General features: G+C 71.3%; 23 protein-coding genes, 1 pseudogene and 1 riboswitch. Of the genes and pseudogenes, 10 read left to right on the forward strand and 14 right to left on the reverse strand.

Features of this window, described 5'->3' with window-relative positions; all coding sequences use genetic code 11:
- Positions 1–66: 66 nt before the first annotated feature.
- Positions 67–129: riboswitch (guanidine-III (ykkC-III) riboswitch) on the reverse strand.
- Positions 130–211: 82 nt separating this feature from the next.
- Positions 212–1246 carry an AraC family transcriptional regulator gene (locus tag ACZ3X1_RS00320; protein ID WP_467275238.1) on the reverse strand — a complete coding sequence of 345 codons (1035 nt, stop codon included), beginning with the start codon at positions 1244–1246 and terminating at the stop codon, positions 212–214.
- 288 nt (positions 1247–1534) lie between these two features.
- On the opposite strand from ACZ3X1_RS00320, the gene ACZ3X1_RS00325 reads away from it, so the two are divergent.
- From ACZ3X1_RS00325 to ACZ3X1_RS00335, 3 genes are all read left to right on the forward strand, one after another.
- On the forward strand, positions 1535–2320 hold the full coding sequence (locus tag ACZ3X1_RS00325; RefSeq protein ID WP_356812644.1) for a type 1 glutamine amidotransferase domain-containing protein: 786 nt from the start codon (positions 1535–1537) through the stop codon (positions 2318–2320).
- Positions 2321–2405: 85 nt separating this feature from the next.
- Entirely contained in the window at positions 2406–4532 is a 2127-nt protein-coding gene (locus ACZ3X1_RS00330; RefSeq protein ID WP_467275240.1) for a discoidin domain-containing protein, read from the forward strand.
- A 198-nt stretch (positions 4533–4730) separates the two neighbouring features.
- Positions 4731–5063, forward strand: coding sequence for a GYD domain-containing protein (locus ACZ3X1_RS00335; RefSeq protein WP_467275242.1), 333 nt, complete (start codon positions 4731–4733; stop codon positions 5061–5063).
- Between the two features lie 3 nt (positions 5064–5066).
- On the opposite strand, the gene ACZ3X1_RS00340 is transcribed toward ACZ3X1_RS00335, so the two are convergent.
- From ACZ3X1_RS00340 to ACZ3X1_RS00350, 3 genes are read right to left on the reverse strand one after another with little or no spacing between them, the layout of a single operon-like run.
- Positions 5067–5666 carry a TetR/AcrR family transcriptional regulator gene (locus ACZ3X1_RS00340; RefSeq protein WP_467275244.1) on the reverse strand — a complete coding sequence of 200 codons (600 nt, stop codon included), beginning with the start codon at positions 5664–5666 and terminating at the stop codon, positions 5067–5069.
- Between the two features lie 14 nt (positions 5667–5680).
- Complete coding sequence (locus ACZ3X1_RS00345; RefSeq protein ID WP_390074519.1) at positions 5681–6592, reverse strand: NmrA family NAD(P)-binding protein; 912 nt, start codon at positions 6590–6592, stop codon at positions 5681–5683.
- A complete protein-coding gene (locus tag ACZ3X1_RS00350) occupies positions 6589–7014 on the reverse strand; it encodes a nuclear transport factor 2 family protein (RefSeq protein WP_356812649.1) in 426 nt (141 codons plus the stop codon). Before ACZ3X1_RS00350 ends, ACZ3X1_RS00345 begins: the two co-directional genes overlap by 4 nt.
- A gap of 226 nt (positions 7015–7240) precedes the next feature.
- On the opposite strand from ACZ3X1_RS00350, the gene ACZ3X1_RS00355 reads away from it, so the two are divergent.
- Positions 7241–7363: a hypothetical protein gene (locus ACZ3X1_RS00355; protein ID WP_467275246.1), complete on the forward strand. Its 123-nt coding sequence runs from the start codon at positions 7241–7243 to the stop codon at positions 7361–7363.
- On the opposite strand, the gene ACZ3X1_RS00360 is transcribed toward ACZ3X1_RS00355, so the two are convergent.
- The 6 genes from ACZ3X1_RS00360 to ACZ3X1_RS00385 all read right to left on the reverse strand — a co-directional run bounded on the left by ACZ3X1_RS00360 (position 7347) and on the right by ACZ3X1_RS00385 (position 11831).
- Positions 7347–7712, reverse strand: coding sequence for a hypothetical protein (locus tag ACZ3X1_RS00360; protein ID WP_467275248.1), 366 nt, complete (start codon positions 7710–7712; stop codon positions 7347–7349). The two genes, ACZ3X1_RS00355 and ACZ3X1_RS00360, sit on opposite strands and share 17 nt — an antisense overlap.
- A gap of 480 nt (positions 7713–8192) precedes the next feature.
- Positions 8193–8720 (reverse strand): GtrA domain-containing protein, encoded by a 528-nt coding sequence (locus tag ACZ3X1_RS00365; RefSeq protein ID WP_467275250.1) that lies wholly within the window; start codon positions 8718–8720, stop codon positions 8193–8195.
- 244 nt (positions 8721–8964) lie between these two features.
- A complete protein-coding gene (locus tag ACZ3X1_RS00370) occupies positions 8965–10443 on the reverse strand; it encodes an RNB domain-containing ribonuclease (RefSeq protein WP_467275252.1) in 1479 nt (492 codons plus the stop codon).
- A 117-nt stretch (positions 10444–10560) separates the two neighbouring features.
- Positions 10561–10866, reverse strand: coding sequence for a protealysin inhibitor emfourin (locus tag ACZ3X1_RS00375; RefSeq protein WP_467275253.1), 306 nt, complete (start codon positions 10864–10866; stop codon positions 10561–10563).
- Positions 10867–11196: 330 nt separating this feature from the next.
- A complete protein-coding gene (locus ACZ3X1_RS00380; RefSeq protein WP_356812656.1) occupies positions 11197–11460 on the reverse strand; it encodes a hypothetical protein in 264 nt (87 codons plus the stop codon).
- Entirely contained in the window at positions 11457–11831 is a 375-nt protein-coding gene (locus tag ACZ3X1_RS00385) for a DUF6247 family protein (protein ID WP_390074515.1), read from the reverse strand. The genes ACZ3X1_RS00380 and ACZ3X1_RS00385 overlap by 4 nt, the downstream gene beginning before the upstream one ends.
- A 992-nt stretch (positions 11832–12823) precedes the next feature.
- On the opposite strand from ACZ3X1_RS00385, the gene ACZ3X1_RS00390 reads away from it, so the two are divergent.
- Together ACZ3X1_RS00390 and ACZ3X1_RS00395 are read left to right on the forward strand one after the other, a co-directional pair.
- Positions 12824–13444, forward strand: a complete 621-nt coding sequence (locus ACZ3X1_RS00390; protein ID WP_467275256.1) for a hypothetical protein — start codon at positions 12824–12826, stop codon at positions 13442–13444.
- A gap of 515 nt (positions 13445–13959) precedes the next feature.
- Entirely contained in the window at positions 13960–14463 is a 504-nt protein-coding gene (locus tag ACZ3X1_RS00395; protein WP_467275258.1) for a hypothetical protein, read from the forward strand.
- Between the two features lie 128 nt (positions 14464–14591).
- Here the strand turns inward: ACZ3X1_RS00395 and ACZ3X1_RS00400 are convergent.
- Positions 14592–14693, reverse strand: a pseudogene (locus ACZ3X1_RS00400) (hypothetical protein); the annotation flags it as partial.
- Positions 14694–14831: 138 nt separating this feature from the next.
- The gene (locus ACZ3X1_RS00405; protein WP_467275260.1) at positions 14832–15401 is read right to left on the reverse strand and encodes a GNAT family N-acetyltransferase; all 570 of its coding nucleotides are present in this window, start codon (positions 15399–15401) and stop codon (positions 14832–14834) included.
- A 185-nt stretch (positions 15402–15586) separates the two neighbouring features.
- On the opposite strand from ACZ3X1_RS00405, the gene ACZ3X1_RS00410 reads away from it, so the two are divergent.
- On the forward strand, positions 15587–16306 hold the full coding sequence (locus tag ACZ3X1_RS00410; protein ID WP_467275262.1) for an MBL fold metallo-hydrolase: 720 nt from the start codon (positions 15587–15589) through the stop codon (positions 16304–16306).
- Between the two features lie 1105 nt (positions 16307–17411).
- Here ACZ3X1_RS00410 and ACZ3X1_RS00415 read toward each other — a convergent pair.
- Both ACZ3X1_RS00415 and ACZ3X1_RS00420 read right to left on the reverse strand, forming a co-directional pair.
- A complete protein-coding gene (locus tag ACZ3X1_RS00415; RefSeq protein WP_356812663.1) occupies positions 17412–18458 on the reverse strand; it encodes a fatty acid desaturase family protein in 1047 nt (348 codons plus the stop codon).
- Between the two features lie 304 nt (positions 18459–18762).
- On the reverse strand, positions 18763–19101 hold the full coding sequence (locus ACZ3X1_RS00420; protein WP_467275264.1) for a helix-turn-helix domain-containing protein: 339 nt from the start codon (positions 19099–19101) through the stop codon (positions 18763–18765).
- Positions 19102–20372: 1271 nt separating this feature from the next.
- On the opposite strand from ACZ3X1_RS00420, the gene ACZ3X1_RS00425 reads away from it, so the two are divergent.
- The 3 genes from ACZ3X1_RS00425 to ACZ3X1_RS00435 all read left to right on the forward strand — a co-directional run bounded on the left by ACZ3X1_RS00425 (position 20373) and on the right by ACZ3X1_RS00435 (position 24077).
- Positions 20373–21251: a helix-turn-helix domain-containing protein gene (locus ACZ3X1_RS00425; RefSeq protein ID WP_467275266.1), complete on the forward strand. Its 879-nt coding sequence runs from the start codon at positions 20373–20375 to the stop codon at positions 21249–21251.
- 952 nt (positions 21252–22203) lie between these two features.
- A complete protein-coding gene (locus tag ACZ3X1_RS00430; protein WP_467275268.1) occupies positions 22204–23100 on the forward strand; it encodes an MEDS domain-containing protein in 897 nt (298 codons plus the stop codon).
- Positions 23097–24077 (forward strand): anti-sigma factor RsbA family regulatory protein, encoded by a 981-nt coding sequence (locus tag ACZ3X1_RS00435; RefSeq protein WP_467275270.1) that lies wholly within the window; start codon positions 23097–23099, stop codon positions 24075–24077. Before ACZ3X1_RS00430 ends, ACZ3X1_RS00435 begins: the two co-directional genes overlap by 4 nt.
- Positions 24078–24481: the final 404 nt, after the last annotated feature.

Genomic DNA, 24481 nt, shown 5'->3' on the forward strand with positions numbered 1-24481 from the left:
CCTATCTTGCTCGACGAGGACGCTGCCCGGGAGCGGACAGCGGGCGGTGCCGCTCGTGCGGCACCTCGCGCGTCGTCGTGCGTAACCGGGTACGGCGCATCTCGTCCGGGGCCAGGATCCGGCCGCCGGACAATCTAGCACCGGACCCGGTCGGCCGGGGATACGCCGGAGGTGGGGTGCCTCACCCGCTCCCCCGCCCGTTCCCGCTCCCTCAGCCGGTCCCGTCGCAGGCCTGGGATGCGGGCCGGTACCGGCTGCGGTACGCGCCCGGCGGCATGCCCTCCCACCGGGTGAAGGCACGGACCAGGGCCGTGGCCCCGCTCAGGCCGACGAGCGGGGCGATCCGGTCCAGGGGCAGGGCCGTGGTCTCCAGCAGCCGCCTGGCCCGGCCGTGTCGGGCGGTGTCGAGGAGCGCGCGCCACGAGGTGCCCTCCGCGTGCAGGGCCCTGCGCAGGGTACGGACGCTGAGGTTGAGCTGCCGGGCGAGGCCTTCGGGGCCGGCGTCCTCGAGCGCCGCTTGCTCCAGCCACTGCCGGACGCGTTCGGCCACGGTCGGGGCCGCTGCGGACAGCTGGTGCAGGAGGCGGTCGGCGTAGGCCCGGTGCAGGCCGTTGAGCGCCGGGTCGTAGAGGGGGCGGCGCCTGTCGAGGTCCTCGCCGGCTACCGTGATCGCGTTCTCCGGGGCGTCGAAGGCGACGGGGCAGCCGAAGACGCGGGCGTACGGCTCCGCAGAGCCCGCACGGGGGTGGGTGAAGGACACGGCCAGGGGCGTCCAGTCGTCGCCCGCGATCCAGCGGGCCGCCCGCACCATGCTGCTGACGACCGCTTCCACCTGCTGGGGGTGCATGGCGGGCGGGCCGACGGTCGGCCGGTAGCAGATGCGGCCGGCGCCGCCCAGGCGGCGCAGGGTCACCGTGCCCGCCTGGCTCACCAGGGGGTGGTAGCGCTCGGCCGCCCGTGCGGCGTCCGCGAGGCTGGCGCAGGTGAGGATCAGGTGGCCGAGGATGTGCAGGCCGTCGGGCCGCATGCGGTCGCCCACGAGGAGTCCGGTGTGCGGGCCGGCGCTCCGGGCTGCCAGCACCTCGTCCCACAGGGCGCGCATCTCGCCGTACTCCAGCCGGTCCGTGGGCATGGCCCGGGAGTCGGCTCCGCCGGTGCCCGCCTCGGCCGTCGCGCTCAGGACCGCGAGGGCGTACGAGGCGTTGACGGAGGGTCCTGTGACGGAGGGGGACTCGACGGTGGACACGGCCGTCAGTCAATGCGGGCGCGCCACCCCCGTCAATAGCGTCCGCCGGACTGCCGCACGCGGGGAGGGGGCGGCGGCGGGGTGCGGGTCGGGTCGGGGTCGGGGTCGGGGTCGGGGTCGGGGTCGGGGTCGGGGTCGGGAGAGTCAACGCCTTGGCCGTCGGAGTCAATGACGGGGCCACGCGCCGCTCCTAGGGTCGTCCTTCGGACACCGAGGAGATCGGGGGTCGGGCCCCTGGGCCGCGGAAGCGACGTGCTGCCCTGATCACTCCGCTCAGAGGAGTACGCCGTGATTCTCTTCCTGCTCCCGGCAGGCGACTACGACCCCACCGAGGCGGCGGTGCCCTGGGCCGCGCTGCGGGACGCCGGCTTCGAGGTGCGGTTCGCCACTCCGGACGGGAAGGTCGCGCTCGCCGATCCCCGGCTCACGGACCTCGGCTTCTCTTGGCTGTCGCCCTGGCTGATGACCCGTCGCGCCGAGCTGGCCGCCTACCGGCGCCTCACCGAGGACCCTTCCTTCCTCGCTCCCCTCTCGTACGCGGACGCCGACGCGCTGGTCGGTCCGGCCGACATCACCGGCCTCTTCGTACCGGGCGGCCACGCCCCCCGCATGCGGACGCTGCTCGAAGACGCCACCGCCCAGCGGCTTTTCGCCCGGGTCTTCACCCGGGGGCTGCCGGTGGGCGCCGTCTGCCACGGGGTGCTGCTCGCCGCCCGGGCCCAGGATCCCGCCACCGGCCGCTCGGTCCTCCACGGCCGGCGGACCACGGCTCTGACCTCCCTGCTGGAGCTGACGGGGTGGAACCTCACCCGGCTGTGGCTGGGTCGCTACTACCGCACCTACCCCACCACCGTGCAGGAGGAGGTCACGGCGGCGCTCGCCGATCCGCGCCACTTCCTCACCGGCCCGCCGCTGCCCGTACGGGACACCGCCGCCCGGCCCGGACGCGGCTTCACCGTCACGGACGGCAACTACGTCTCGGCGCGGTGGCCCGGTGACTGCCACCGCCTCGCGGCGGACTACCTGGCCCTGGTCCGTGCGCGTTCGGCGGGAGCCGTGGACCGCCCGGTCTGACCTCCGCGACCGCGCACGCGGTGCCGTCCGGGGCCGAGGAAGACCATCTCCGCAGTGTCGTGAACGCTTCGTGAAAGGGATGGGGATGAATCGACGAAGAGCCTTGGGACGGAGCCGGTACCTGCTGATCGGCCTGGTCCTCGCGTTGGTGACGCTGGCCCTCGGCCCCGCGGCCGCCGGCGCGCCGACCGGGCCGCCGTGGTGGGAGCCCGTGGCGCGCCCGGCCCCGGACTCGCAGGTCAACGTCACCGGGGAGCCGTTCACCGGGACCGACGCCCAGGGCCGCGTGCGCGGATACGTGGACGCGCACGTCCACCTGATGTCCGACGAGGGCTTCGGAGGGCGGCTGGTCTGCGGAAAGGTCTTCTCCACCGCCGGTGTGGCCGACGCGCTGAAGGACTGTCCCGAGCACTACCCGAACGGCGTCCTCGCCCTCTTCGACATGATCACCAAGGGAGGCGACGGCCGCCACGACCCGAACGGCTGGCCGACGTTCCGCGACTGGCCGGCCCATGACTCCGCCACCCACCAGCAGGCGTACTACGCCTGGGTGGAGCGGGCCTGGCGGGGCGGGCAGCGGATCCTGGTGAACGACATGGTCACCAACGGGGTGATCTGCTCGCTGTACTTCTTCAAGGACCGCGGCTGTGACGAGATGACCGCGATCCGGCTCCAGATCCAGAAGACCTACGAGCTCCAGGCCTACGTGGACGCCATGTACGGCGGCGGCGGCAAGGGCTGGTTCCGGGTCGTCACCGACCCCGACCAGGCGCGCAGGGTCATCCAGGAGGGCAAGCTGGCCGTCGTCCTCGGGGTGGAGACCTCCGAACCGTTCGGCTGCAAGCAGGTGCTGGACAGCGCCCGCTGCACCATCGAGGACATCGACCGCGGTCTGGACGAACTGCACCGCCTGGGCGTGCGCAGCATGTTCCTGTGCCACAAGTTCGACAACGCCCTGTGCGGCATACGGTTCGACTCGGGCACCCAGGGGATGGCCATCAACGCCGGCCAGTTCCTGTCGACGGGCACCTTCTGGAGCACGGAGCCGTGCCCCGGGCCCGAGCACGACAACCCGATCGGCTTCGGGCTGGCGGCGGGATCCGCCGAGCACGCAGGGCTCACCGGTGACACCGCGAACTCCGGAACACCGCAGACCGAGGCCGAGGCGGCGGCCCGTATCCGGGCAGCCCTGCCCGAAGGCGTCGAACTCCCGGAGTACGGCGGCGCCTCCCTGCAGGCGGCACAGTGCAACCGCCGGGGCCTGACCGCGCTGGGCGAGTACGCGGTGCTGGGCATGATGAAGCGCGGCATGATGCTGGAGATCGACCACATGAGCGTCAAGGCGGCGAACCAGGCGCTGCGCGTGCTGGAAGCCGAGCGCTACTCCGGTGTCCTGTCCACGCACGGCTGGATGGACGAGAACTGGACCGAGCGGGTCTACCGCCTGGGCGGATTCATCACGGGCCACATGTTCGAAGCCCCCGCGTTCGCCGCCGAGGCACGCGAACACGCCGCCCTGCGCGCCCGGTACGGCGCCGGGTACGGCATCGGCACCGACATGAACGGCTTCGCCTGGCTGCCCGGTCCCCGGGCCGCGGCAGGCGATCAGGTCCGCTATCCCTTCCGCAGCCCGGACGGCGGCTCGCTCCTCGACCGGCAGGTCACCGGCTCGCGCGTGTGGGACGTCAACACGGACGGCGGCGGCACCCACTACGGTCTCGTACCGGACTGGATCGAGGACATCCGGGTCACCGGCGGCCAGGACGTGGTGGACGAGCTCATGCGGGGCGCCGAGGGCTACCTGCGCACGTGGGGCCGGGCCCACGGCCACACCACCCCGTACGCGCCCCTGGTGCGCGGCTACCGCCCGCACGCCGGGCACCTGGCGTCCTCTCGGCCGCTGCCCGCCGGCTTCACCCACGAGGCGGTCTGGAAAGTGCTGCGGGACCCCGCGCCCGGCACGGTCCGGCTCTACGAGTGCAAGGCGGCGAACCACTCGCTGCTGACCCCGGATCCCGGTTGCGAGGGCCTGCAGCCCCTCGGCGCGGTGGGGTACGTGTACACGAAGGCGGTGCCGGGCTCGGTACCCCTCTACCGGTGCTACATACCGTCCGTCTTCGACCACTTCGTCTCCCACCGCGCCGACTGCGAGGGGCCGTACTCGCGGGAGGGCCTGCTCGGTCACGTCATGCCGGTGGCGGCGGCGCCGTAGGGGCGGGCGGACCGAGGTGCCCCCGGCGCGTGCGGCCCGGGGGCACCTCGCCGGCGTCGGCCGCGGGGGCGGCGTGCCGCCTGCGGGGGTGAGCCTGCGGGGCCGTCCGGAGGCGGCCGTCCGGGGGATCCGAGGACCTCACGTGCCCTTCCCCGGCCGACCGCGGGCACCTCTTCCCCACAACGAAAGAGGTGCACGATGCCGCTCTACCTGTCGAGGTTCAGCTACACCCCGGACACATGGGCACGGCTGATGAGCCACCCCGAAGACCGTACGACGGCCGCCAGGTCCTACATCGAGTCCGTCGGCGGGAAGCTGCACGGCTTCTGGTACGCCTTCGGCACCCACGACGGATACAACCTGTGGGAGGCCCCCGACAACGTCTCCATGGCCTCGGTCGCGCTGGCGATCAGCGGGGGCGGGGCGCTCAGCTCGTTCGAGACGACCGTGCTGCTCACCATCGACGAAACGCTGGACGCCCTGCGCAATGCCGAGCAGATCCGCTACCGGGCTCCCGGCCGGCAGCAGTGAGGACTACCCGCCCTCGCCGCCGAGGACGTTGTCGACGTAGGCCGCGAGCGAGCCGCGCAGGCCTTCGGGGGACATCTTCTGTTCGTCGATCAGGTGTGCGACGAGGTCGGCCCGGATGGCGGCCAGCAGTGCGTGGGCGGTGAAGTCCGGGTCGTGGACGCCGGGCACCTGGTCGAGCGCCGCCCGCAGCGTTTCGTGCCACCAGTCGTAGTGCTGGGCCCGGTACGGGCTGCTGAGCCCGGCGTCCTCGGCGGCCGCCATGAGGTTCCGGTTTTCGATCTTGAAGGTCAGCGAGGTGTCGAGGAGGGCCAGCACCCGCTGCCGCGGTTTGGTACCGGTCGCCTCCTGCACCTCGCGCACCGTGCGCTGCAGCGGTTCGAGGCGGGAGGTGATCACGGCGGCGATGAGGCCGGCGCGGTCGCCGAAGCGTCGGAAGAGGGTGCCCTTGCCCACGCCCGCCGCCGCGGCGATGTCGTCCATCGACACGCCGTGGGGGCTGCTGCTGGCGGCGAACAGGGCGTCGGCGGCTGCCAGGACGGCTTCCCGGTTGCGCTGGGCGTCGGCGCGCTCCGTGCGCTCCGTGCGCTCCGTACGTCGGGCCACGGGTCCTCCTTCGTCTACGGCCTCTTCGGCCCCGGGGAATGATATTCGGCCGGCTGGTGTGAGCGGGTCGCGCCCAGCTCCCGTTCGACGAAGGCCCGCAGGCTCCCCGGGGGGCGGCCGGTGAGGCGCTCCACGGTGTCCGTGGTGCGGTCCTCGGCGCCGCCGGCGATGGCACGGTCCATCTGCGCCAGCATGGTGGCGAACTCCAGCGGTATCCCGGCCGCCCAGCGGTCGCGCAGTTCCTCGAAGGTCAGCTGCCGGTGCACGACGGGCCGGCCGGTGACCTCGGTGATGATCGCGGCGGCGTCGGCGTAGCTCAGCGCCTGCGGCCCGGTGAGGATCAGGTCGGTGTCGGGGGCCCGCCCGTCGGTCAGGGCGCGTACGGCGACGGCGGCGATGTCCTCGGCGTCGACGAATCCGACGCGGCCGTCTCCCGCGGCCGTGAGGATGGCGCCGTCCTCGCGGATGGTACGTGCGTGGGGGGCGGAGCCGGCGAAGTTCTGCATGAACCAGGAGGGCCGCAGCACCGCCCACTCCTCGAACAGACCGGGCAGTTGTTCGTGGACCCGGCCCACCGCAGGGCCGCCCGCGGGGATCGCCGAGGAGCTGAGCAGCACCGCGCGGCGTACGCCTGACGCGCGGGCCTTGTGGAGGAAGGGCAGCATGACGGCGGCCGGATCCGGTGAGCCGATGGGTGGGATCAGGTAGGCGCGGTCGACGCCGTCCAGGGCTTCGGCCCAGGTCGCGGGCTCGTTCCAGTCGAATCGGACGGCCTCGGCGCCCGGGTGCGGGATGCGCGGGGTGGCGGTCCGGCCGGCCGCCTTGACGCTCCGGCCCTCGGCGGTCAGCCGGGCGGTGACGCGGCGGCCGGTCGTCCCGGTGGCCCCGATGACCAGGGTGGCGGGGGCGGGGGCGGTCGTCGTCATCGGCCGGCTCCCGTGAAGTCGGCGCCGGGCTGGGATGCGGCGAGCGGGTTCCAGTAGTCCCGGTAGGAGGTGATGAGGCCGTCCTGGACCGTGACCACGGCGATGTAGGTCATGTCGTAGGGGGTGCCGGTCTTCACCAGGCGGCCGACTCCGCGCATCTCGACCACGATGGTTTCGGGGACGGCGGTCTGATGGATCTTCACCTCGGGGAAGTCGTGCAGGTCGACGTGGTCGGGGTAGTGGCGCATGTACTCGCCGACCGCGGCCTTGCCCTCGAGGCACGGGGGCCATCCTTCGGGGGCGAAGGGGAATTCGAGGACACCGCCGGTGTCCCACAGGTCGACCCAGGCGGGGATGTCCTTCTCCAACAGCAGTTCCAGGCCGTGGCGGTACAGCTCCGCGGCCGTCATGGGGATGGTCATGGTTCAGGCTTCCGATCTGCTCGCAGCGGGAACGGGCGCACGCGTGGGCACATAAACGGACCGTCGGTCCGTATGATCTCGAGCCTACGGACCGCCGGTCCGTTTAGCAAGCAGCGCCCGGCGCCCGACTGGCAACCGCCGCGGGGAGATGACGCCCCTGAAGCCCTCGGCCTGCACGGCGGTCCGGGCACCGGCCGAGGGGCGAAGCGCTGATGATCGCGCTGGAGTGACGACGAAAGCGGCGAAGCCGCAGCCGACCCGCGAGGGGGTCTGCTGCGGCTTCGACTTCGGCTTCGACTTCGGCTTCGGCTTCGGCTTCGACTTCGACGAGGTCAGGAAGTGCGCTTGAGCGTCCAGGTGTTGGGGTTGAAGCTCGGGACGGCGGAGTAGCGACAGCCGCTCGAGTAGTAGGTGCTCGTGATGGTCCAGCCGGCAGGCGGCCACGTGGACGCGCAGGCGTTGACCTGCGTGCCCACGGGGTAGCCCCTGAGGTCCTTGATCTGCTTCATGTTGGGCGTGAAGCCGGAGCCGCACCCGCCGCTGTTCCACCACTGGACGTCGACCCAGCCCTCCGGGGTGAGCGCACTGGCGCACATGTTGACCGTGTCTCCGGGGGCCGCCGAGGCGGGACTCGCGGTGACGGCCAGGGCGGTAACGGCCATGGTGGCCAGCGTGACGGCGAAACGGGTGCGAAGCACGAGACGTTCCTTCCTCGGCGCACCGGGTTCGCCGCCGACCGTCGGCGGGCCGTGCCAGGCGCCGCACCATTGCTATCCGACCGACCCAAACTCCGGAAAGTCACCTTTTGGGCATAACTCTGCGATCATTTAGAGCCGTTCGCGGCGGTCAGCCGATCGGCCGACGGGCCTCGGGGCTCACTCCGACCGAGGCGCGGCCTTGAACCGGCCGCACACGCCCGAGATGACGAGGGCGCCCGTTCCCCGGCGGGGACTCGGAGGTGTACCGGTCGACGACCGGCTCCGGGTCGCGAATCTCGAGTCGTAGCCGCCCTGGGAACGGCGGGGCGGCGGGGCGGTGGGGCGGTGGGTGGTGGCCTCGGGGGAGCCGCCGGACGGCCGCGACGATCCCGATCGCCACGCCCGTCCGGCTCCTGCGCCGCTTCTGGACGCCGGGCTTCCGGGGCTCCGCACCGCTCCCCCGCCCACACCCCGAACGGGTCAGGCGGCGCGGCAGAGTTCGGCGGGCCTCGCGTGGGCCGAGGGCCGGGCCACGGTGGCGGGAAGGGTGCAAGCGGCACGAAGGGGACCCGCGGCCTGCGAGCGGGTCCGCGCGAACACGTAGAGGCGGAGCACCGCGAACCGCGCGACACCGGCGAGCGCGGAGGCCGACAGGTAGACGACCTGCTCCAGCATCGGATCGGGCGCCGCCACCAGCTGCCGCAGGGTCAGCACTGCCACACAGGTCACCGCGTACGCGGCCACCGCGGACCCGGCCGACTGCGCGTGCTGGCGCCGGCTCGCGCGCCCGCCCGCACCGAAGGTGAAGCGGGCGTGGAGCTCGGTGGCGAGGAGCGTGGAGACCACGGTGATCAGGGCGTTGGCCAGGACCCAGGGAATCCAGGAGGCGAGGGCGCCCACGGCGAAGCTGGAGGCGAGCCCCACTCCGCCGCCGCAGAGTACGAAGCGGGCGAAGGCGGCGATGGCGCCGGGCCGCGTCGCCCGCTGCCCGCTCTGCACTGTCTCCATGATCCCCACCCCTTCGACGGCCCACCCGCGAACGCGCCCACCGGTCGGTGAAGGACCCGGGCGCGCCACTCATGACGCCATTATGGCGCAGCAATGGCACCACGTCGAGCCATAATTGACGCCACGTCCGCGAGCAACCGTTGAATGCGCAGGTCAGGAGCAGTGCCAATGCGGCCAAGCCTTTACCAACACGACCGCTCTTGGGTCCGGGTGGAATGGGTGTGGGCGTGGGGTTCAGGGACGGTCACCCCTCGCCCTCAACCAGGCTGAAGAGGATCCGCCTGTTCTTGTCGGCGAAGGCGGGGTCGGCCCGTTGGAGCTTGACCCGGACGCTCGCGCCGAGCTCGAGCTCGGCGGCGGCAGAGGTGACGCTGCCCAGCACGGCGGGCTCCGCCAGCTGCACCTCCCCCTCCCGCGGGTTCGGTCGGGACCCTTCCGCGTCGGTGTCGATGACCACGGCGTCGAAGGTGGCTCCCACCCGGTCCATGAGCAGCGCCGCCTCCACCAGGTCCACGGACTGCCGGTCCGCCGCACTCCCCTTCGCCCTCGCCATCGTGCCCGGCAGGTCGTCCAGGGCTGCCAGTACCCACTCCGGCGCGTCCCGGTCCGCGCCGGCGGCCACGCACACTTCGCCCGCGTACCGGTCGACCAGGCGCCTCAGCGGCGCCGTGCAGTGCGTGTACGGTGCCGCGATCGCCGCGTGGACCGTCTGCGCGGGGATGTCGTCGCGGTCGCGGAAAGACCGGTAGACCGATTTCAGCAACAGGGCGCCGGCCGCCTCGTGGAGGAACGCCGCGTGTTTGTGGTCGTGCGGATTCAGCGAGCGGATCAGCTCGGCGTACGACACGTGGTGCGGCCAGTCGATGCCGAGGCCCTGGGCGATGCGGCGCAGACGCGCGACCTCGTGCGTCGGAGCCTGCTCCTGGGTCCGCAGGATGCCGGGACCGCCGGCCAGCATCATCGTGGCCGCGGCCATGCCGGTCATGAGGGAGATCTGCTCGTTCCAGCCGTCCACGGGCAGCGCGGCCCGGTAGCTCAGCCGGAACGATCCGTCCTCGAAGGTGACCTCCTGGTCCGGCAGGCTGAGCGAGATGCCGCCGCGCTCGGCCTCGACGGCCTCGCGGAGGGTGCCGATGTCGCGCAGCAGTGCCAGGGGCTCCTCGGCGGTGCCGGAGTCGATGGCCTGTTGGACGCCCGCGTAGTCGAGTTTGGCCTTGCTGCGGACGAGGGCACGGCTCACGGACGACCTGGTCACCTCGCCGTGGGCGTCGAGGTCGTGCTCCCACAGCAGGGCGGGGACCTTCTGGTTCGGCAGCAGACTGGCCGCGCCCTCGGACAGGACGGGCGGGTGCAGCGGCACCTTGCCGTCGGGGAAGTACAGGGTCACGATCCGCTTGTGGGCTTCGGCGTCCAGCGCGTCGCCGGCGGTGACGAAGGCGGCCACGTCGGCGATGGCGTAGTGCACGCGGAACCCGCCGCCGGGCCGCCGCTCGAGGTACATGGCCTGGTCGAGGTCCTTCGATCCGGGCGGGTCGATCGTGAAGAGCGGCAGGTCGGTGGCGTCCTTGTCGGGCAGCCGTGGGGCGCGGGCGGCGGCCTCGGCCGCCGCGAGCACCGGATCGGGGAAGACCGAGCGGGCCTGCAGATCGGTCCGGAGCTTCTTCAAGGCGGTGGCCAGAGCGGCCTCGGCCGCTTCGGACAGGCGCATCGGGCGGCGTGGCATGCCCCGAGCGTAGGGCGGCGCGCATGTCCCGGCACGGCGGGCGACCCGTCCGGGGGCCGGGCCGGCGCGCCGCCGCCGGTCGCCGCGGGGCGGCCCGCCCGGCCCGTGGTGAGCCGGTCAGCCGCCCACGCCGAGGACGGTACGGATCAGTGTGCGCTGGGCGTCGGACAGACAGGGGTCCTGGAGGTCGAGCACTTCGTCGTCGACGGTGATCCGGTAGCGGTAGCCGTCGGCGACGGGTGTGACGGCCCGCTTGGCGAGCTCTTCGAGGTCCGCGGCGTCCGTGCGGCCGGACGTGTCGAGTGCGCTGAGCTTCTCCCCGCCGGCGAAGCCTCCGGAGCGGGTGACCGTTATCAGCATGGCCGTTCCTTCCTGGTCGCTGGTGTGGCACACGGTCTGCGCGTCGCAGCCACTGGCGCGCATGCCCCGAACCGCGGCCCGCTGTCACCCGGCGGGGCCCGTTCCCCCCGAACGTCCGGAAACCGCCGCTGCACGGCGGCGACCGGGATGGCATGCCGCTCAGGATCGCCGTCTCCGCCCCTTCGATCACTTCTGTCAGGAGGGGCCAGCGTGGGCCCGGGTACGCGGGCGCGTGGCCGGGCGTCAGCGTCCAGCGTTCGCCGATGCGCCCGGGCGCCGCCTCGCCGACGAGCGCCGCGGCCGGTTCCCCGCGGCGTCAGTACCCCGCCCGCGGCGCTCCGCGCGTCGGCCCGGCCTGCTCGCGGAGCCGGGCACGGGGTACCGGTTCGGGGGCTATCCGAGCCAGACGATGTTCAGGACCGTCAGGCGGCGCAGGGGCCGGTTCACCCAGTAGGTGAGGGAGAGCCGACCGACGGACGCGTAGCGCACGTCCTCACCCTCGGGGTCCTCGGCGTTCCACTGGCCAAAGCCCCACGGGTCTGCGGCCGCGGCGTCCAGGACGTCCCACACGGTGCCTTCGGCGTGCTCGGGCAGGGTGTCGAGGACCTTCGCGGCCGGTGCGGAAAGGCGGACCGCGTACGGCTGCTGTGCGGTCACCGGCGCCTTCCTCGCAGCTCCGCCATGTCGATGGCCTCGCTGTCGTCGTAGCCGGAGGCGGCGAACGTGTCGACCGCCGGGGCGTGGGCGAGGCGGCCCTGCCAGTCCTGGACGACCTCGTACAGCCCGGCGAGGGAGAAGGTTCGGCGGGACTCCTCCAGCGCGGCCGCCCAATCCCGCTCGAAGGCCGACACCCACTGTGCGGCGCGCGGGTCGGCGCGCAGCTGGGCGAGCAGGTCGGCCGGCGCCCCGGGTGCGGGGGCGTGCGGGGTGACAGGGTTGTGGTCGGGCTGGGCGCTCATCGACGGTTCCTCCCGGCGGCGGGTCGTACCGCAACGGTACGCGCGCCGGATCGCCGCGGGTGCGGTCATGGGCGGATCCCTCCTGCGGGGTGAGCGGCGGCACGAGGGCCCGGGCCCGAGCAGTTGCCGATGTCGGTTCCCGGCCCGTGGTGTGCCGACCGGGCCAGGCGGCGGGGCTGAGGGCCAGGGTGTAGTGGCGGCCGGTGGCCAGGTGGATCGTGAGGGTGTCGCCGTCGGCGGTGATGGCTTCGAAGGCGGGGTGGGCCAGGAGCGCGGGGACGACGACGTCGCGCAGCACGTCGGCAGTGGGGCCGTCTGCCGGGGCCGGGGCACCGGTCGTGTCCCGAAACACGTTGCCGTCGGCGCCGGCCTGGAAGTCGAGCACCCACGTACCCCCGGCCGCGGTGAAGACGATGTCGCCGCGGGTGCCGGAGTCGGTGACGTCGCTGGAGTCCGGGGTCGCTGGTGTCCGGGTGGGCCTCCAGGACGTCGGCCAGGCGCACTGCCCCTTCGTCCACGGCGGTCAGCGGCCTCCTGTCACGGTCGTCCGCAACGTGCTTGGGCGGGGCCTTCCGGTCGCCCTTGTGACCGCCCACTCCCCCGGCGTCCGATCACGCCGGATCGCACGGTGCAGCGTCGGAATCGACGGCGCTAGAACACCCTCGCCCCCGGCCCGCGAGCGGTCAACCCACGATGGACAGCGGCCACGTTCCCCTTCCACAGCCCCAGCAGAGCCCGCACCTCCGCATCCGCACTGACCGTGAACCGGCCCCTGATACCGGTCCCGCTCCCCCGGCGCCCCAGCCGCGGCCGCATCCTCCCGCGGATTCCCCGGCGCCGCAGACGGCCCCGATGGCACGTGAGGAGCAGGCGCGGTCGGCCAGAACAGCGTTGGGCCTGGTTCGGGGCCTGGTCTCAGCGACAACGGGGTTTTCCGCGCCCGGCGGGAGTCGGGCGCCGTCCATGTGCGTCCGGGTGCATCCGGAGAGATCCGGACGGACGCTGGGAGAGGGCTCGGGAGCGGGCGCCCGAGCCGTCGGTCAGCGAGCACGTCATGGGAAGTGATCGGCATGACTCACCGTTCTCGAACACAGCGCCTTGTGATGCTTTCGGCCTCGGTAGTCCTGATCGCAGGGGGTGTGCCGGCTTCCACCACAGCGTTCGCCGCCCCCTCCGCCCCTGCGTCGCTGCACGTCACGGCCATGACCGGTACGCCCACCGTGGACTGGGTGGAGACCGCCGATCCGCCCAGTGGCATCACCGCCGAGCTTCCCGGGAAGGCCACCGTCCGGAAGGCGACCGTTTCCATCGAAGGCAAGGCCGTCGACGCACGCGTGTACGGCCTGGATACCCCGGACGGAGCGGTCGGCTTCGCCGTCCACGACATGCCGGGCGACCAGTACCCGCTCGAGGACAATCTCCAGCGCGTTCTCGAGTCATACATGATCAACACGGCCGAGCCTCTGACCAGCAGCAACGCTCGCAAGATGACGTTCGACGGCCGTCCTGCTCTCGACGCGCGTCTGACCTCCGAGACAGACGGTGAGCCCCTGACCGGCTCTATTCGCCTCATAGCCGACGACAAGCACCTCGTGCAGGCGCTGGTCCTCGGTCCCGAGGCGAACGAGAAGGCACTGAAGGCAATGCAAGAGCGGCTCCTCGCCAGCCTCCGCATCCCCTGACCTCGGCCCCGCGGCGCCCGCCCGCTGCTCCTCACGAGGACTTTCAGGGGCATCGGCCTGCTGGAGCCCGTCGAGCTGTCGGGCCATCGCCGGCCAGTCCGCTCCCTACATCAACTCCCGACGGCAAACGACGTCCTCAGGCCTTGATGTATCGGGCAAGGTTGAGGTCGTCGCCCTGCTCCTCGGGTACGCCCTCGCCCCACAGCACGGTCTGGGACCCTCCGACTTGACCAGCCCAGGATTCACGCCAAGCTTCCAGCCGCCGGGCAGCGCCTTGCCGTCACGAAGGTCGATCGGTACGCCCGGCGCTCTTGCGGACTGGGTACCCGCCAACGGCCGCGGGGCCGGCTCAAGCGCAGCAGCGGCCGAGGGCGCTGTCCCGCGGACGGTCAAGCCCCGAGATGCAGGGTCATGCTCCGCTCGGCAGGGTGGGGCTTACTGGAACCAGGCGCCGCAGGGCGATTGAAACGATCGTAGGAGCTGAGACGGACCGGCACGCACATCAGGAGTCAGCCGTGGCGATGGTAGGACTGTTCTGGATCACCGAGGACTCGGTTTACGTAGGTTCCCCGCCGGACGCGGAGGGGCACTGCGTCCGTATCACCTCCGAAGGGGTACAGGCGCGGGGCCCGGACGGCATCCGGGCGTGGCCGTGGTCGATCGTGCGCTCTGCAGGCGTGAACGCCGCGCCCGTGGAGGGCAACGCAAGGGGCGGAGGCCGATTCCTGGCGGCGGTGCTGGAAGCGGTGGCCACACTGGGATCCAGCTACGGCGGAGAGGAGCCGCCACAGATGTACCTGGTCCTGGAGACGCAGGACGGTGCGGAGGAGGTGCGAGTGCCGGCGGCGACCAGGGGCTACACCTCCCGGGAGATCACCTTGTCCCAGCGCCTCCTGGCCCGCTTCCGGGAGGGCACGGCCGACCCCCGGACCCTCACAACCTGGAGCCGGGACCACAGCGTTGGCACGCCGAAGCCGCCCGAGCGCGAAGCCCTCCTGCGGGAGTGGACACACGCGTGAGCCCGGCGGGCGGACGGCGCACATCCGCGCAGCACCGCCGCCTTGCTCAGGACGCCGCGGCCCGGCTGCGGCAGCACCACAGCACCGCTCGCGGGGCCCGCGGGCTCGGCCGGGCCCAGGTATCGGCCCGTGGCGGCGTCGAACGCCTCGATCCGGCAGTCGTGATGCGGCATGAACCGGACCCGGACCCGCTCGCCGCCCAGACCCGTCGTCGACGCCGCCACGTAGTCGCGGTTCCGGAAACAACCTTCCGGACGCGCACGGCCGCCTCCGGTCGGACAAAGAACTCATCGACCTCGCCATAGAGAGGGCCATCGCCTCAGGCCGATGCTCTCCACCCCAACCCGCTGGCACCAGTGGCTCAACCACTAACCGCCTCGACTGCTCCCCTCAACAGGCACGTCAACGCCGAACTCAAGCTCAAGCAGTTCCTCTGAAGGCTGGAAGCCGGACCGTTGATAGAGCGGGCGGCTGCGCTCTGATGGCCAGACGATCAGGCCTTCGAGACCGGCGCTGCGTGAGTGCTGCTTCAACACCTCAAGGAGCGCCGAGCCAGCTCCTTTGTTCCGTTGTGACGGTAGGACGAATAAGTTCGTTACATAGCCGACCGGGTTGTTGTCCTCGTAGGGCTCCGGAATCCGCTCCACCTGACAGAGGAAGACGTGACCGGTGATTTCGCCTTCGGTCTCCGTGACCCATGCCAACCAGTGGCCGGCGCTGAGCCGGTCGCGGATCCAGTGCTCGGCCTCTTCCAGGTGCCGAACAGGAGCTGGCGGTTGCCCTGCGTGGTCCTCCTGCTTGAACGTCCAACGCAGTTCGGCCAAGGTCCGGGCATCGGCGGGCCGGGCAGGACGCACGATGAAATCTGCGGTCATGGCGGCGAGCATTGCTCGTGCAGCACCCTGAGGCAAACCGATTTCTGCGCCGATCACAGCCATGGCGGGGTCACCCGTCGGCGCTGTTCAATACCTTGCTGGCGGTCGTACCGAGCGGACGTCTGCGCCCATGGGACTTTCCGCCCCTGGAGCCATTGGCGTCTCGTGGCCGCGAGTTCACGCTGCGCAGAATTCGCCCGCAGCACAAAGCGACCGGCTGCTCCTCCGGCGCCCCTTAGCGTCGCGCCATGGAACTTACTCAGATCACCCCTGTCGTCTGGCAGATACCCTTCCCCGTCGGACACGTGCACATCGTGCGTCTGCCGGACGGGTACGCCCTGATCGATACCGGTGTGCCAGGGTCCGCCCCGGCGATCCTGGAGGCCCTCGACCAGCTCGGTGGCCGTCCTCAAGACGTGCGGCAGATCGTTCTTACCCACTCCCACGGCGATCACATGGGCTCGGCTGCGGATCTCGTCGCGGCAACGGGCGCCCGAGTTCTGGCCGGTGCGCTGGATGCCCCGTTCATCCGCGGCACCGCCCCCGAAGCCGAGCCCGTATTCACTGCCTCAGAACGTGCCCTTCACGAGCAGGTCATGGCGGGACTCGCCGACGCGGGCGTGCCTCCTACGGAGCATGTTCCAGTGGACGTTGAGCTCCGCGACGGCGACACCCTCGACGGCTGGGCCGAGCCCGTCCACGTCCTGCATGTTCCAGGCCACACCCCGGGGAGCATCGCCCTCCATCTCATGTCCAGCGGCGTGCTGTTCACAGGCGACATCGTTGCCACCACAGAGGGCCGGGCCATCCTTGGTCCGTTCAACGTGGACAGGGAGGAGGCCATCGCTTCCTTCCGGCGGTTGGCCGCGCTAGAGGTCGAGACCGTGTGCGTGCCCCACGGCGAGCCCTTGATGAAGAACGGGGGCGCTGCGCTCCGGGCAGCTGCTCCAGAGGGTGACTGGATGTAAGGAGGCCCGTTGCTGATGTCGGATCAGTCCTGCGGGTGAGGTGAGGTCGCCGCCGTGCTCCTCGTGTACGCCTTCGCCATGCAGCACGGTCTGGGGCCTTCGTGCTTGACCAGGCCCGAGTTCAAGACCCGCCGGGGAGCGGCTTGCCCTCGCGAGAGGGCGGACCAGCGGGCTCGTCCCGTCGGACAACCCGGCCGGAGAGGACCGCGACCGGGTACTGCCCGGTGAGGTGCATGGGATCGACGTCGGCCGGTACCCCGCGTTCTTGGCAGGCGCGGACTGTTGCCGGGGCAGGTACCGCGGCTTCGGCCGGTGCTGGCTGACCGGGGGCTGCCGCGGTGAGGGAGCTGGGGCGGGAGCGGGCCCGCTGCCGAGGAGACCTACAGCCGGGAGGCGGGCGCGGGCAGGAGCCGACGGCGGCGGATGTTCGCGCGCCAGAGCCGACGGCGACATGCACGAAGACTCCGTCACCGCCACCGCCAAGCACCCTTCTCTCGGCACCCTCGCCGCGTACGACGAAGCCGCGGCCCGGCCGCGCTGAAGTCGACGCCGCAGACGGTGAAGAACTCAGCGTCACGAGCGACAGCAGCGGCAACTCCGCCGACAGGCCGTTCACCGTCGCCGTGCTCTGACCGCACCCCACGCGGCGAGGCCCGTGTCACGCCGGCTTCAACCTTTCCGTTCGGGGAACGGTCACGGGGACCGTGTTGAGAAAGGGCTCTGAGGGCGATGGCGTATGACAGCAGGCCCGGCACGCCCACCGTCGGCCAGGGCAGCCCGGTGCACGTGACGCTCCCCGGCGCGAGCCCGAACCCGCCCCCGGCTGTCCGGAGTGCGCGGGCGCTGCGGTACGGCGGGCCGCGTGCCGGCGGGCCGGGGACATGCCCGGGGTGTCCGACTGCAATGTCGTCGTCCGCCGCCACTCGCACGCCCGAGACGGGGGTGCCCGGTGATCCACCGGACGGACATCGGGGAGCGGTAGCAGCGTTCGCAATGCGGCCTGTGTCCCTTGCGCCCGGTCCGACCCGCGCCGGCCGCTGGGCCCCCGGCTGCGGCCGGTGTCCCGCCGACCAGCTGGCCTCGCGCGTGCCGACTGGTGGTGGCGTCAGGTGGTCCGCGGCCTTCTCAAGGGGGCTCCCGCCGCGTGGAGACTGGCGAGGGTCTGCCGGTAGGAGTCGACCAGGCTGGTCTCCAGGTAGCTGACCCCGAGTTCCTGGCAATACCCGCGGACGATGGTCTGAGCCCTGCGCAGGTGCGGGCTGGGCATGCTCGGGAAGAGGTGGTGCTCGATCTGGTAGTTGAGGCCGCCGAGAAGGATGTCGGTCAACCGGCCTCCGCGGACGTTGCGGGAGGTCAGGACCTGGCGCCTCAGGAAGTCGGGCCGCTCGGCGCCCGTCAGGATCGGCATGCCCTTGTGGTTCGGGGCGAAGATCGAGCCGAGGTAGACGCCGAAGAGGCACTGGTGGACGAGGAGGAACACGACCGCCTTGCCGGGCGGCAGCACCAGGAACAACGCGCCGAGGTAGGCGGCGAGGTGCGCCGTGAGCAGGGCCCCTTCCCACATGCGGTGCTTGAGCGAGCGGTCGAACAGCGACCGCACCCCGGATACGTGCAGGTTGAACCCTTCCAGCGTGAGCAGCGGGAAGAACAGGAGCGCCTGCGAGCGGCCGAGCAGGCGCGGCAGCCCCCTGGCCGCGCGGGCCTGGTCCTGCGTCCAGACGAAGATGTCCGGGTCGAGGTCGGGATCGAGGTCCTCGTGGTTGGGGTTGGCGTGATGACGGGTGTGCTTGTCCTGCCACCAGCCGTACCCCATGCCGATGCCGAGGTTCCCGGCGACGCGCCCGGACACCTCGCTGCCCTTGCGCAGCCGGAAGACCTGCCGGTGGGCGACATCGTGCGCGAGCAGCGCCACCTGCCCGAACACGAAGGCCAGAAAAGCGGCCACCAGCAGCGTCCACCAGCTGTCGCCGATCAGAACGAAGGCCGTCCATCCGGCGGCGTACAGGGCCGTCACGGCCGCGATGCGCAGTGCGTAATACCCGGGGCGTCGGGCCATGAGTCCGGCCTCCTGGATCTTCCGGGAGAGCCGGGCGAAGTCGCTCCCCGCATCCGCCCGCATGAGAGGGGGACGCACCGTCTCGGAGGAATTCATGATCAGAAGCCACTTTCCGTTCCGTCGGACAGAGGAGGGGGCCAGGGCGCCCTACCCGGGGCTGCGCCCGGCACGCGGGTGGCCCTCCCCATACCGCGCATACCCGGGATAAAGGAATCGACGTACGCCTCGGTTCGCCCCTTCCGTTCCCACTCCCGGCGACTGGACGCCGGCCGCGGCCTGCCCGGCGTTGCCGCTGAGGCGGGCTGCTCCACGCCGTCCTCGCCGTGGGCTCCCTCCGGCGGCAGGCACCGGATGGACGCCGACGACGTGGTCTCCGCGGACCGGGAGGGCGCGTACTGCCTCAGGCCGCGGCCGTCGGGTTCGCCGCTTCGGCAGTGCGGCTGTATGCGGCGTTGATGCGCTGGGCTTCTTCGAGCTGGTCTTCAAGGATGACGATGCGGCAGGCGGCCTCGATGGGCGTGCCCTGGTCGACGAGTGCCCGGGCACGGGCGGCGATGCGCAGCTGGTGGCGGGAGTAGCGGCGGTGTCCGCCGGCGGAGCGGAGCGGGGTGATCAGGCGGGTCTCTTCGATGGCGCGGAGGAAGCCCTGGGTGGTGCCGAGCATGTCGGCGGCCCGGCCCATGGTGTAGGCGGGGTAGCCGTCGTCGTCGAGACGGCTGATCGGGTCGTCTGCTGTCATCGCACCTCACTGCGAAACAGGTGGGGGAAAGGGGTCAGAACGCGGGGAGGGGCCCTGGTGCGTACGACACCAGGGCCCCGAAGGAACTGCTACACCATCTGCCGGCCCTCAGTACTGCGCCGGCCTTCTGTGTCCGCATGCCCGACCGAGATGCCGTCGGGGTGCGGGGATCGCGGATGCGTGACCGGAGACCACCTCACTATCGATGTCCTGCGGTACCCGGGCTCGACTTCCGCCCGGGCGATCCTGATGGCGCCCAATTCCTCCGTTCTTCCCTCGGTCCTACCAAACGGGAACTTGTACTGCTGGTACTGCGTACTTCCGGTACTGCTGTATTGCGAACCGCTCGTACTGCTCGTGGCCTCACCCAAGCGCCACGCTTCGGCAGCCAGCCCCGTCGCCCATCCTGCATCTGCTCTGGCTTAGAACCCCACTGCCGAACTTCCCGGCGCGCGCGCCCGCAGCCGACGCCTTCACCGAGGTACCGCTCACTGACCTCACTGCTGGGTACTGCACTTACGGGTACTGCCACTGCATCAACTGCGGTACTGCTCCTGCTCACGGCAGCCCCTGATCACTGCGGGCCACCCGGTCCGGTCGCCAGTCCCGTCGCCGTCCTGCAAACGCTCTGGCTTCGAAACTCCACCACCGCACCGTCCTACGCACTGCAACTACGGGAACTGCGGTACTGCGAGTACTACTGCCCGGCAGTTCATCTCTGCCAGGCCCTGCGGTCTCTCTGCGTTACGAGAGAAACCATAACCACACCACCACCCAATGTCTACTCCGGCCGACATAGATTTTCGCGTGTCGACAGCGAGGTAATCGGGCTCGAACAGCGACACGGGCAGGGCGCGAGGCGGTCACCGCCGGGTTAACCGCCACGGGCCCGGCCACAAGCACCAGGCAGACAGCAGGGGGCGACCGGTCGCCCCGGGTGGTGGCGGCGTGTTGGCGCTGCCGGGCGAGGAGGGCGCTTACGGTCTTGCCTCCGGTCGCCTGATGCAATGACACCCAGTCACAGCCGTTACCCCCGCCATGGCACCAAGCAGCGCACCCGACCAGCGCAGTCCGCCGCTTCCAGATAGGTGGAAGATCATGGCATCCGGGTGAACTCTGCTCGGACAGTGCACGCGCCCGTACTCGCGCGACGTGACACTCGCCGACAGGGCCCCGTTGATCATCGCTGCGCGGCGAAGTCGTTCGCCCGGGTCCCGGCTGCGGCAATGCCCGTGGCCGGCAGTCAGTCCCGAGCCGGAGGTAGACCGCCCGTGGCGGTGAACGGAAACCCCACCGTCAGACGACGCAGGCTGGGCGCGGAACTGCGCCGGCTCCGCCTGGCCCGTGGTCTGACCAGTACGCAGGTGGCTGCACGCCTGTTGATCTCCCAGCCCAAGCTCAGCCACCTGGAGAACGGCCGGCGTGCCATCAAGCCCCGCGATGTGCGGGACCTGTGCGGGCTCTACGGAGTCACCGACCCGCAGGTCGTCGACGCGTTGATGCAGATGGCCACGGAAGCGGACCGGCAGGGCTGGTGGGTCGCCTGCGGCGAGGTCCCGTACGCCGCCTACATCGGCCTGGAGACGGAAGCCTCCTCCCTCCGCTCCTACGAGCCCCTGGTGATCCCCGGCCTGCTCCAAACACCCGCCTACGCCCGGGCCGTCATCGAGGAAACGATCCCTCTCGCCACCCCTGAGCAGATCGCCGTACGCCATGAGGTCCGACTGCGCCGCCAGTCCCGGGCCCACCACCCGGCCCGCCCTTTCCGCTTATGGGTCGTGCTGGACGAATCCGCCCTGCGCCGCCTCGTCGGCAGCCGGCAGGTCATGCGTGAACAGCTCCAGCACCTGAACCGTCTCGGCGCGCAGCCACACATCACCGTGCAGGTTCTCCCGCACGACGCGGGAGCCCATCCGGGCATCTCGGGACAGTTCTCCATCCTCGACTTCCCAGGCGCCGCCACGGGGACGGTGTATCTGGAGCGGTTCACCAGCGACCTCTACCTGGAGAAACGATCCGACGTGCAGCACTACAGAGTCATGTACGACCATCTCCAGGCCCAGGCCCTGAGCCCGGAGCACACCCGCCACTTCATCACCCGCGCCGCCGACGAGCTGCCGATCGCCGCATCGCTGCCCGGCCGGCCGTGACCACCGCAGCCGCAGGTCACTGCGTCGCGTACAGGCGCTCGCGCAGGTACAGCAGGGCGGCGGTGTCCGCGGTGGCGGCCAGGTCGGCCAGGTCGGCCAGCAGGGTGCGGATGGCCGCGTCGTCGCCGCCGCGGACCGCCTGAAGGATCTGCTCCCCGGTGGGACGCGGGAGAGGGATCCGCGGGGCGGGTTCTCATGGAAGGGGCGGTGTCAGCGCCGGGCGTCAACGCCGACCCCCGCATTCACACGGGATGCCGAACGCTGTGGTTGTGCTGCGGGGTGCTGGCCGCCCGCGGCTATGGTCGGGCACAGTCCGCGCCGATAGGGCGTGCGCGGGCGAGGCCCGGTGACCAGAGCGCTCTGGCGGCAGTAGCACCGGGCCGCCCCACCACCCACCGCGACCGAGGTCCGGCGCGCGGACCGGGCGGAGCGCAACCCGCTCCCCGTGGCCTGGCTCGGCTGGTCAGCCGACTGCACGAGCTGGCCCCGTCAGGAGAACGGCCGGAGGCGCCCGCCCGTACGGACGATGGGCCGAACCGGTGAGCTCGAGAAACGTCCGCTCAGCCTGACCCAGGCCGCGACCGCCCGAGCCGGCATCCGCGCCGCCATCGCCTTGCGGGCCTGGCTGCGCGGGCAGCTGAAGTCCACGCGACCGTGACCGCGCGCTTGCCCTCCTTGCGGGCCTCAAGGGTGTGGGCACCGGGCTGCGAGGAGCGACTTTTCGCCAAGACGGCACCTTCGACGCCCCCGCCCCATCACCTTGACCAAACCCATAGGGGCACCCCCGTCGAACGCACGCACATCTATGTCGGCCGGAGCCGGACGAGCGCAAGCGGCGGCGCGGCAGGCGACTGCTGGGCGGTAAGATTGTTCGTTTGCGGCCTGGTCCAGGCGGGCGCCAGGCGTGGGCGCGGGGCCCGGTTCATGTGTCGACGGGAAGGAGCGTGAGGCAGTGGTGATCACACAGGACGGCAGGGAGCGGCCGGTCCAGGAGCTGGGGCATGGTGATCATGTGTGCCTGGCGTTCGCCGACGACGCCGAGCAGCGCCGGGTCCTCACGGCATACCTGCATGAAGGGCTTGCCCGCGGGGAGCGGGTGCTGTATTTCGCCGAGCAGCAGGATCCTGCCGTGGTGCTCGAATGGCTGCGGCCGGCTGGCGCGGAGGTGGACACCGCTGTAGCGCGGGGTCAGTTGCGGGTGACCACTGCCGACGACAGCTATCTGGCGGCGGGCCGGTTCGACGCCGAAACCATGGTCGCCACCTTGCGGCAGGAGGTGACCGACAGTCTCAAGGCAGGTTATACGGGGCTGCGTGTCAGCGGGGAGATGAGCTGGGGCCTGCGCGACGTCCCCGGAGTCGACCAGCTCGCCGAGTACGAGGCGAAGGTCAACGCGGTGTTCGCGGGCCAGCGCGCGTCGGCGGTCTGCCAGTACGACGCCCGCCTGTTCGCTCCGGATCAGCTGGACGCATTCGACCGGTGCCACCCCGGCACGGTGGAGGCAGAGCCTCTCCACAGCGACGGTGTGCTGCACATCCTGCCTGCGTTCGAGGAAGGTGAACGCGTGCTGCGCATGGCTGGCACCGTGGACTATCGCACCACCGGTGCGCTGGCCACGGCTCTGGAGACGGTTCTGGGATGGTCAGGGGATGTGCGCGTGGACTTGGGCGCGCTGGAGTTCATCGACCTGGCGGGTTTGCGGGCCCTGGCGCACACCGCCGGGCAGCTGACACGGGGCCGGCGTCTGCGGGTGACGGGGCTGGCGCCGATGCTGTGCCACGTGATCAGCGTGGCAGGTTTCGACCAGCAGGACACCTTGGTCGTCATCCCCTCGGAGGTCCGGGCGTGAACACTGGGATCGACATGCACGGCAAGCAGCCCGGCCAGGCTCCGCACCTGGTGCACCAAGGCCTGGTCTACGGATCGGATGAGGCCTTCCTCACCGCGACCGTCCCGTTCTGCCTGGACGGTCTGGAACAGGACGAGGCGGTCCTGGCCGTCACCACACCGGCCAACATCGACCTGCTGCGCCAGCAGCTGGGCAGCGCCGCCAAGAGTGTGGAGTTCATCGGGGCCGACGACTGGTACCAGGCACCGGGACGGACCCTGGCCGCCTATTACCGCTACGTCGACGAGCGGACCGCGACCGGCCGTCACCGGCAGGTGCGGGTGATCGGTGAACCGGTCTGGCACGGCCGGGACGTGCTGGAGACCGATGAGTGGACCCGGTACGAGTCGGTCATCAATGTCGCGTTCGCCGACTGCCCGGCCTGGATCGTGTGCCCCTACGACACCCGTGCCCTGCCCGAGGCCGTGGTGGCCGACGCCCGGCGCACCCATCCGCAGCTGGTGACCGGCCCCGCCGCCGAGTCCAGCAGTCACTACGCCGATCCTCTGGGCGGTACCTGGGGTCGGGAGCTGTCACCGGCTCCCGCGGACGGTAAGGCTGTCCTGCGCTTCGACGCCGACCTGACCGCTGTGCGGTCCTTCGTGAACGGCACGGCCCTGTCGCTGGGGATGTCCCGGGACGCGGCGGACCGTCTGGTCTTCGCCGCCAACGAGGTGGCCACCAATGCCATTCAGCACGGCGGCGGCGCCGGGGAGATCACCGTGTGGCGTACCAGCCACAGGGTCATCTGCGACGTCAAGGATCTCGGCAGTGCCGGTGGTCCTGCCGAGGCCGGCTGGGTCCTGGGCTACCTGCCACCGGACCCCAAGCGGCCGCACGGCCACGGTCTGTGGACCGTCCGGCAGCTGTGCGACCTGGCGGAGGTACACACCGGCGACCGGGGCACCACCGTCCGCCTGCACCTGAACCTCGTCTGAACCCTCTCTCCCGCCCGGGGCCGGGCTCGTGGCGAAAGCCCGGCCCTCCGCCGGCACCGGTGCCCCGCGGAGCCGGCCCGCCGCCCGAAGATTTGGATCGGCCGCCCGTAGGCCGACTGCGCGTTGACGTCTTGGCTGTCGCCGCAGCGGGCACGCCGAACCGATCCGGCGGGGGCCGGTGGTGTGCAAGCGGCGACCACATCAACCCCAACGAGGCCGGGCTACCAGCGCATGGCCCGTGCCATCCCCCTCAGCAGACTCTGACAAGCAACACCGGCCCCGGTTGCAGCCATGAGCAGACTGCACCATCAGGGGTGCGGTGATCCGGCGCCGCAGGTGGACAAGCTGGCCCCGAAGGTCTCCGAGGCGTTGGAGGAACCGCAGCCGGGCCCCGCGGGACCTCA

Source organism: Streptomyces sp. NPDC023541 (genome assembly GCF_055559995.1).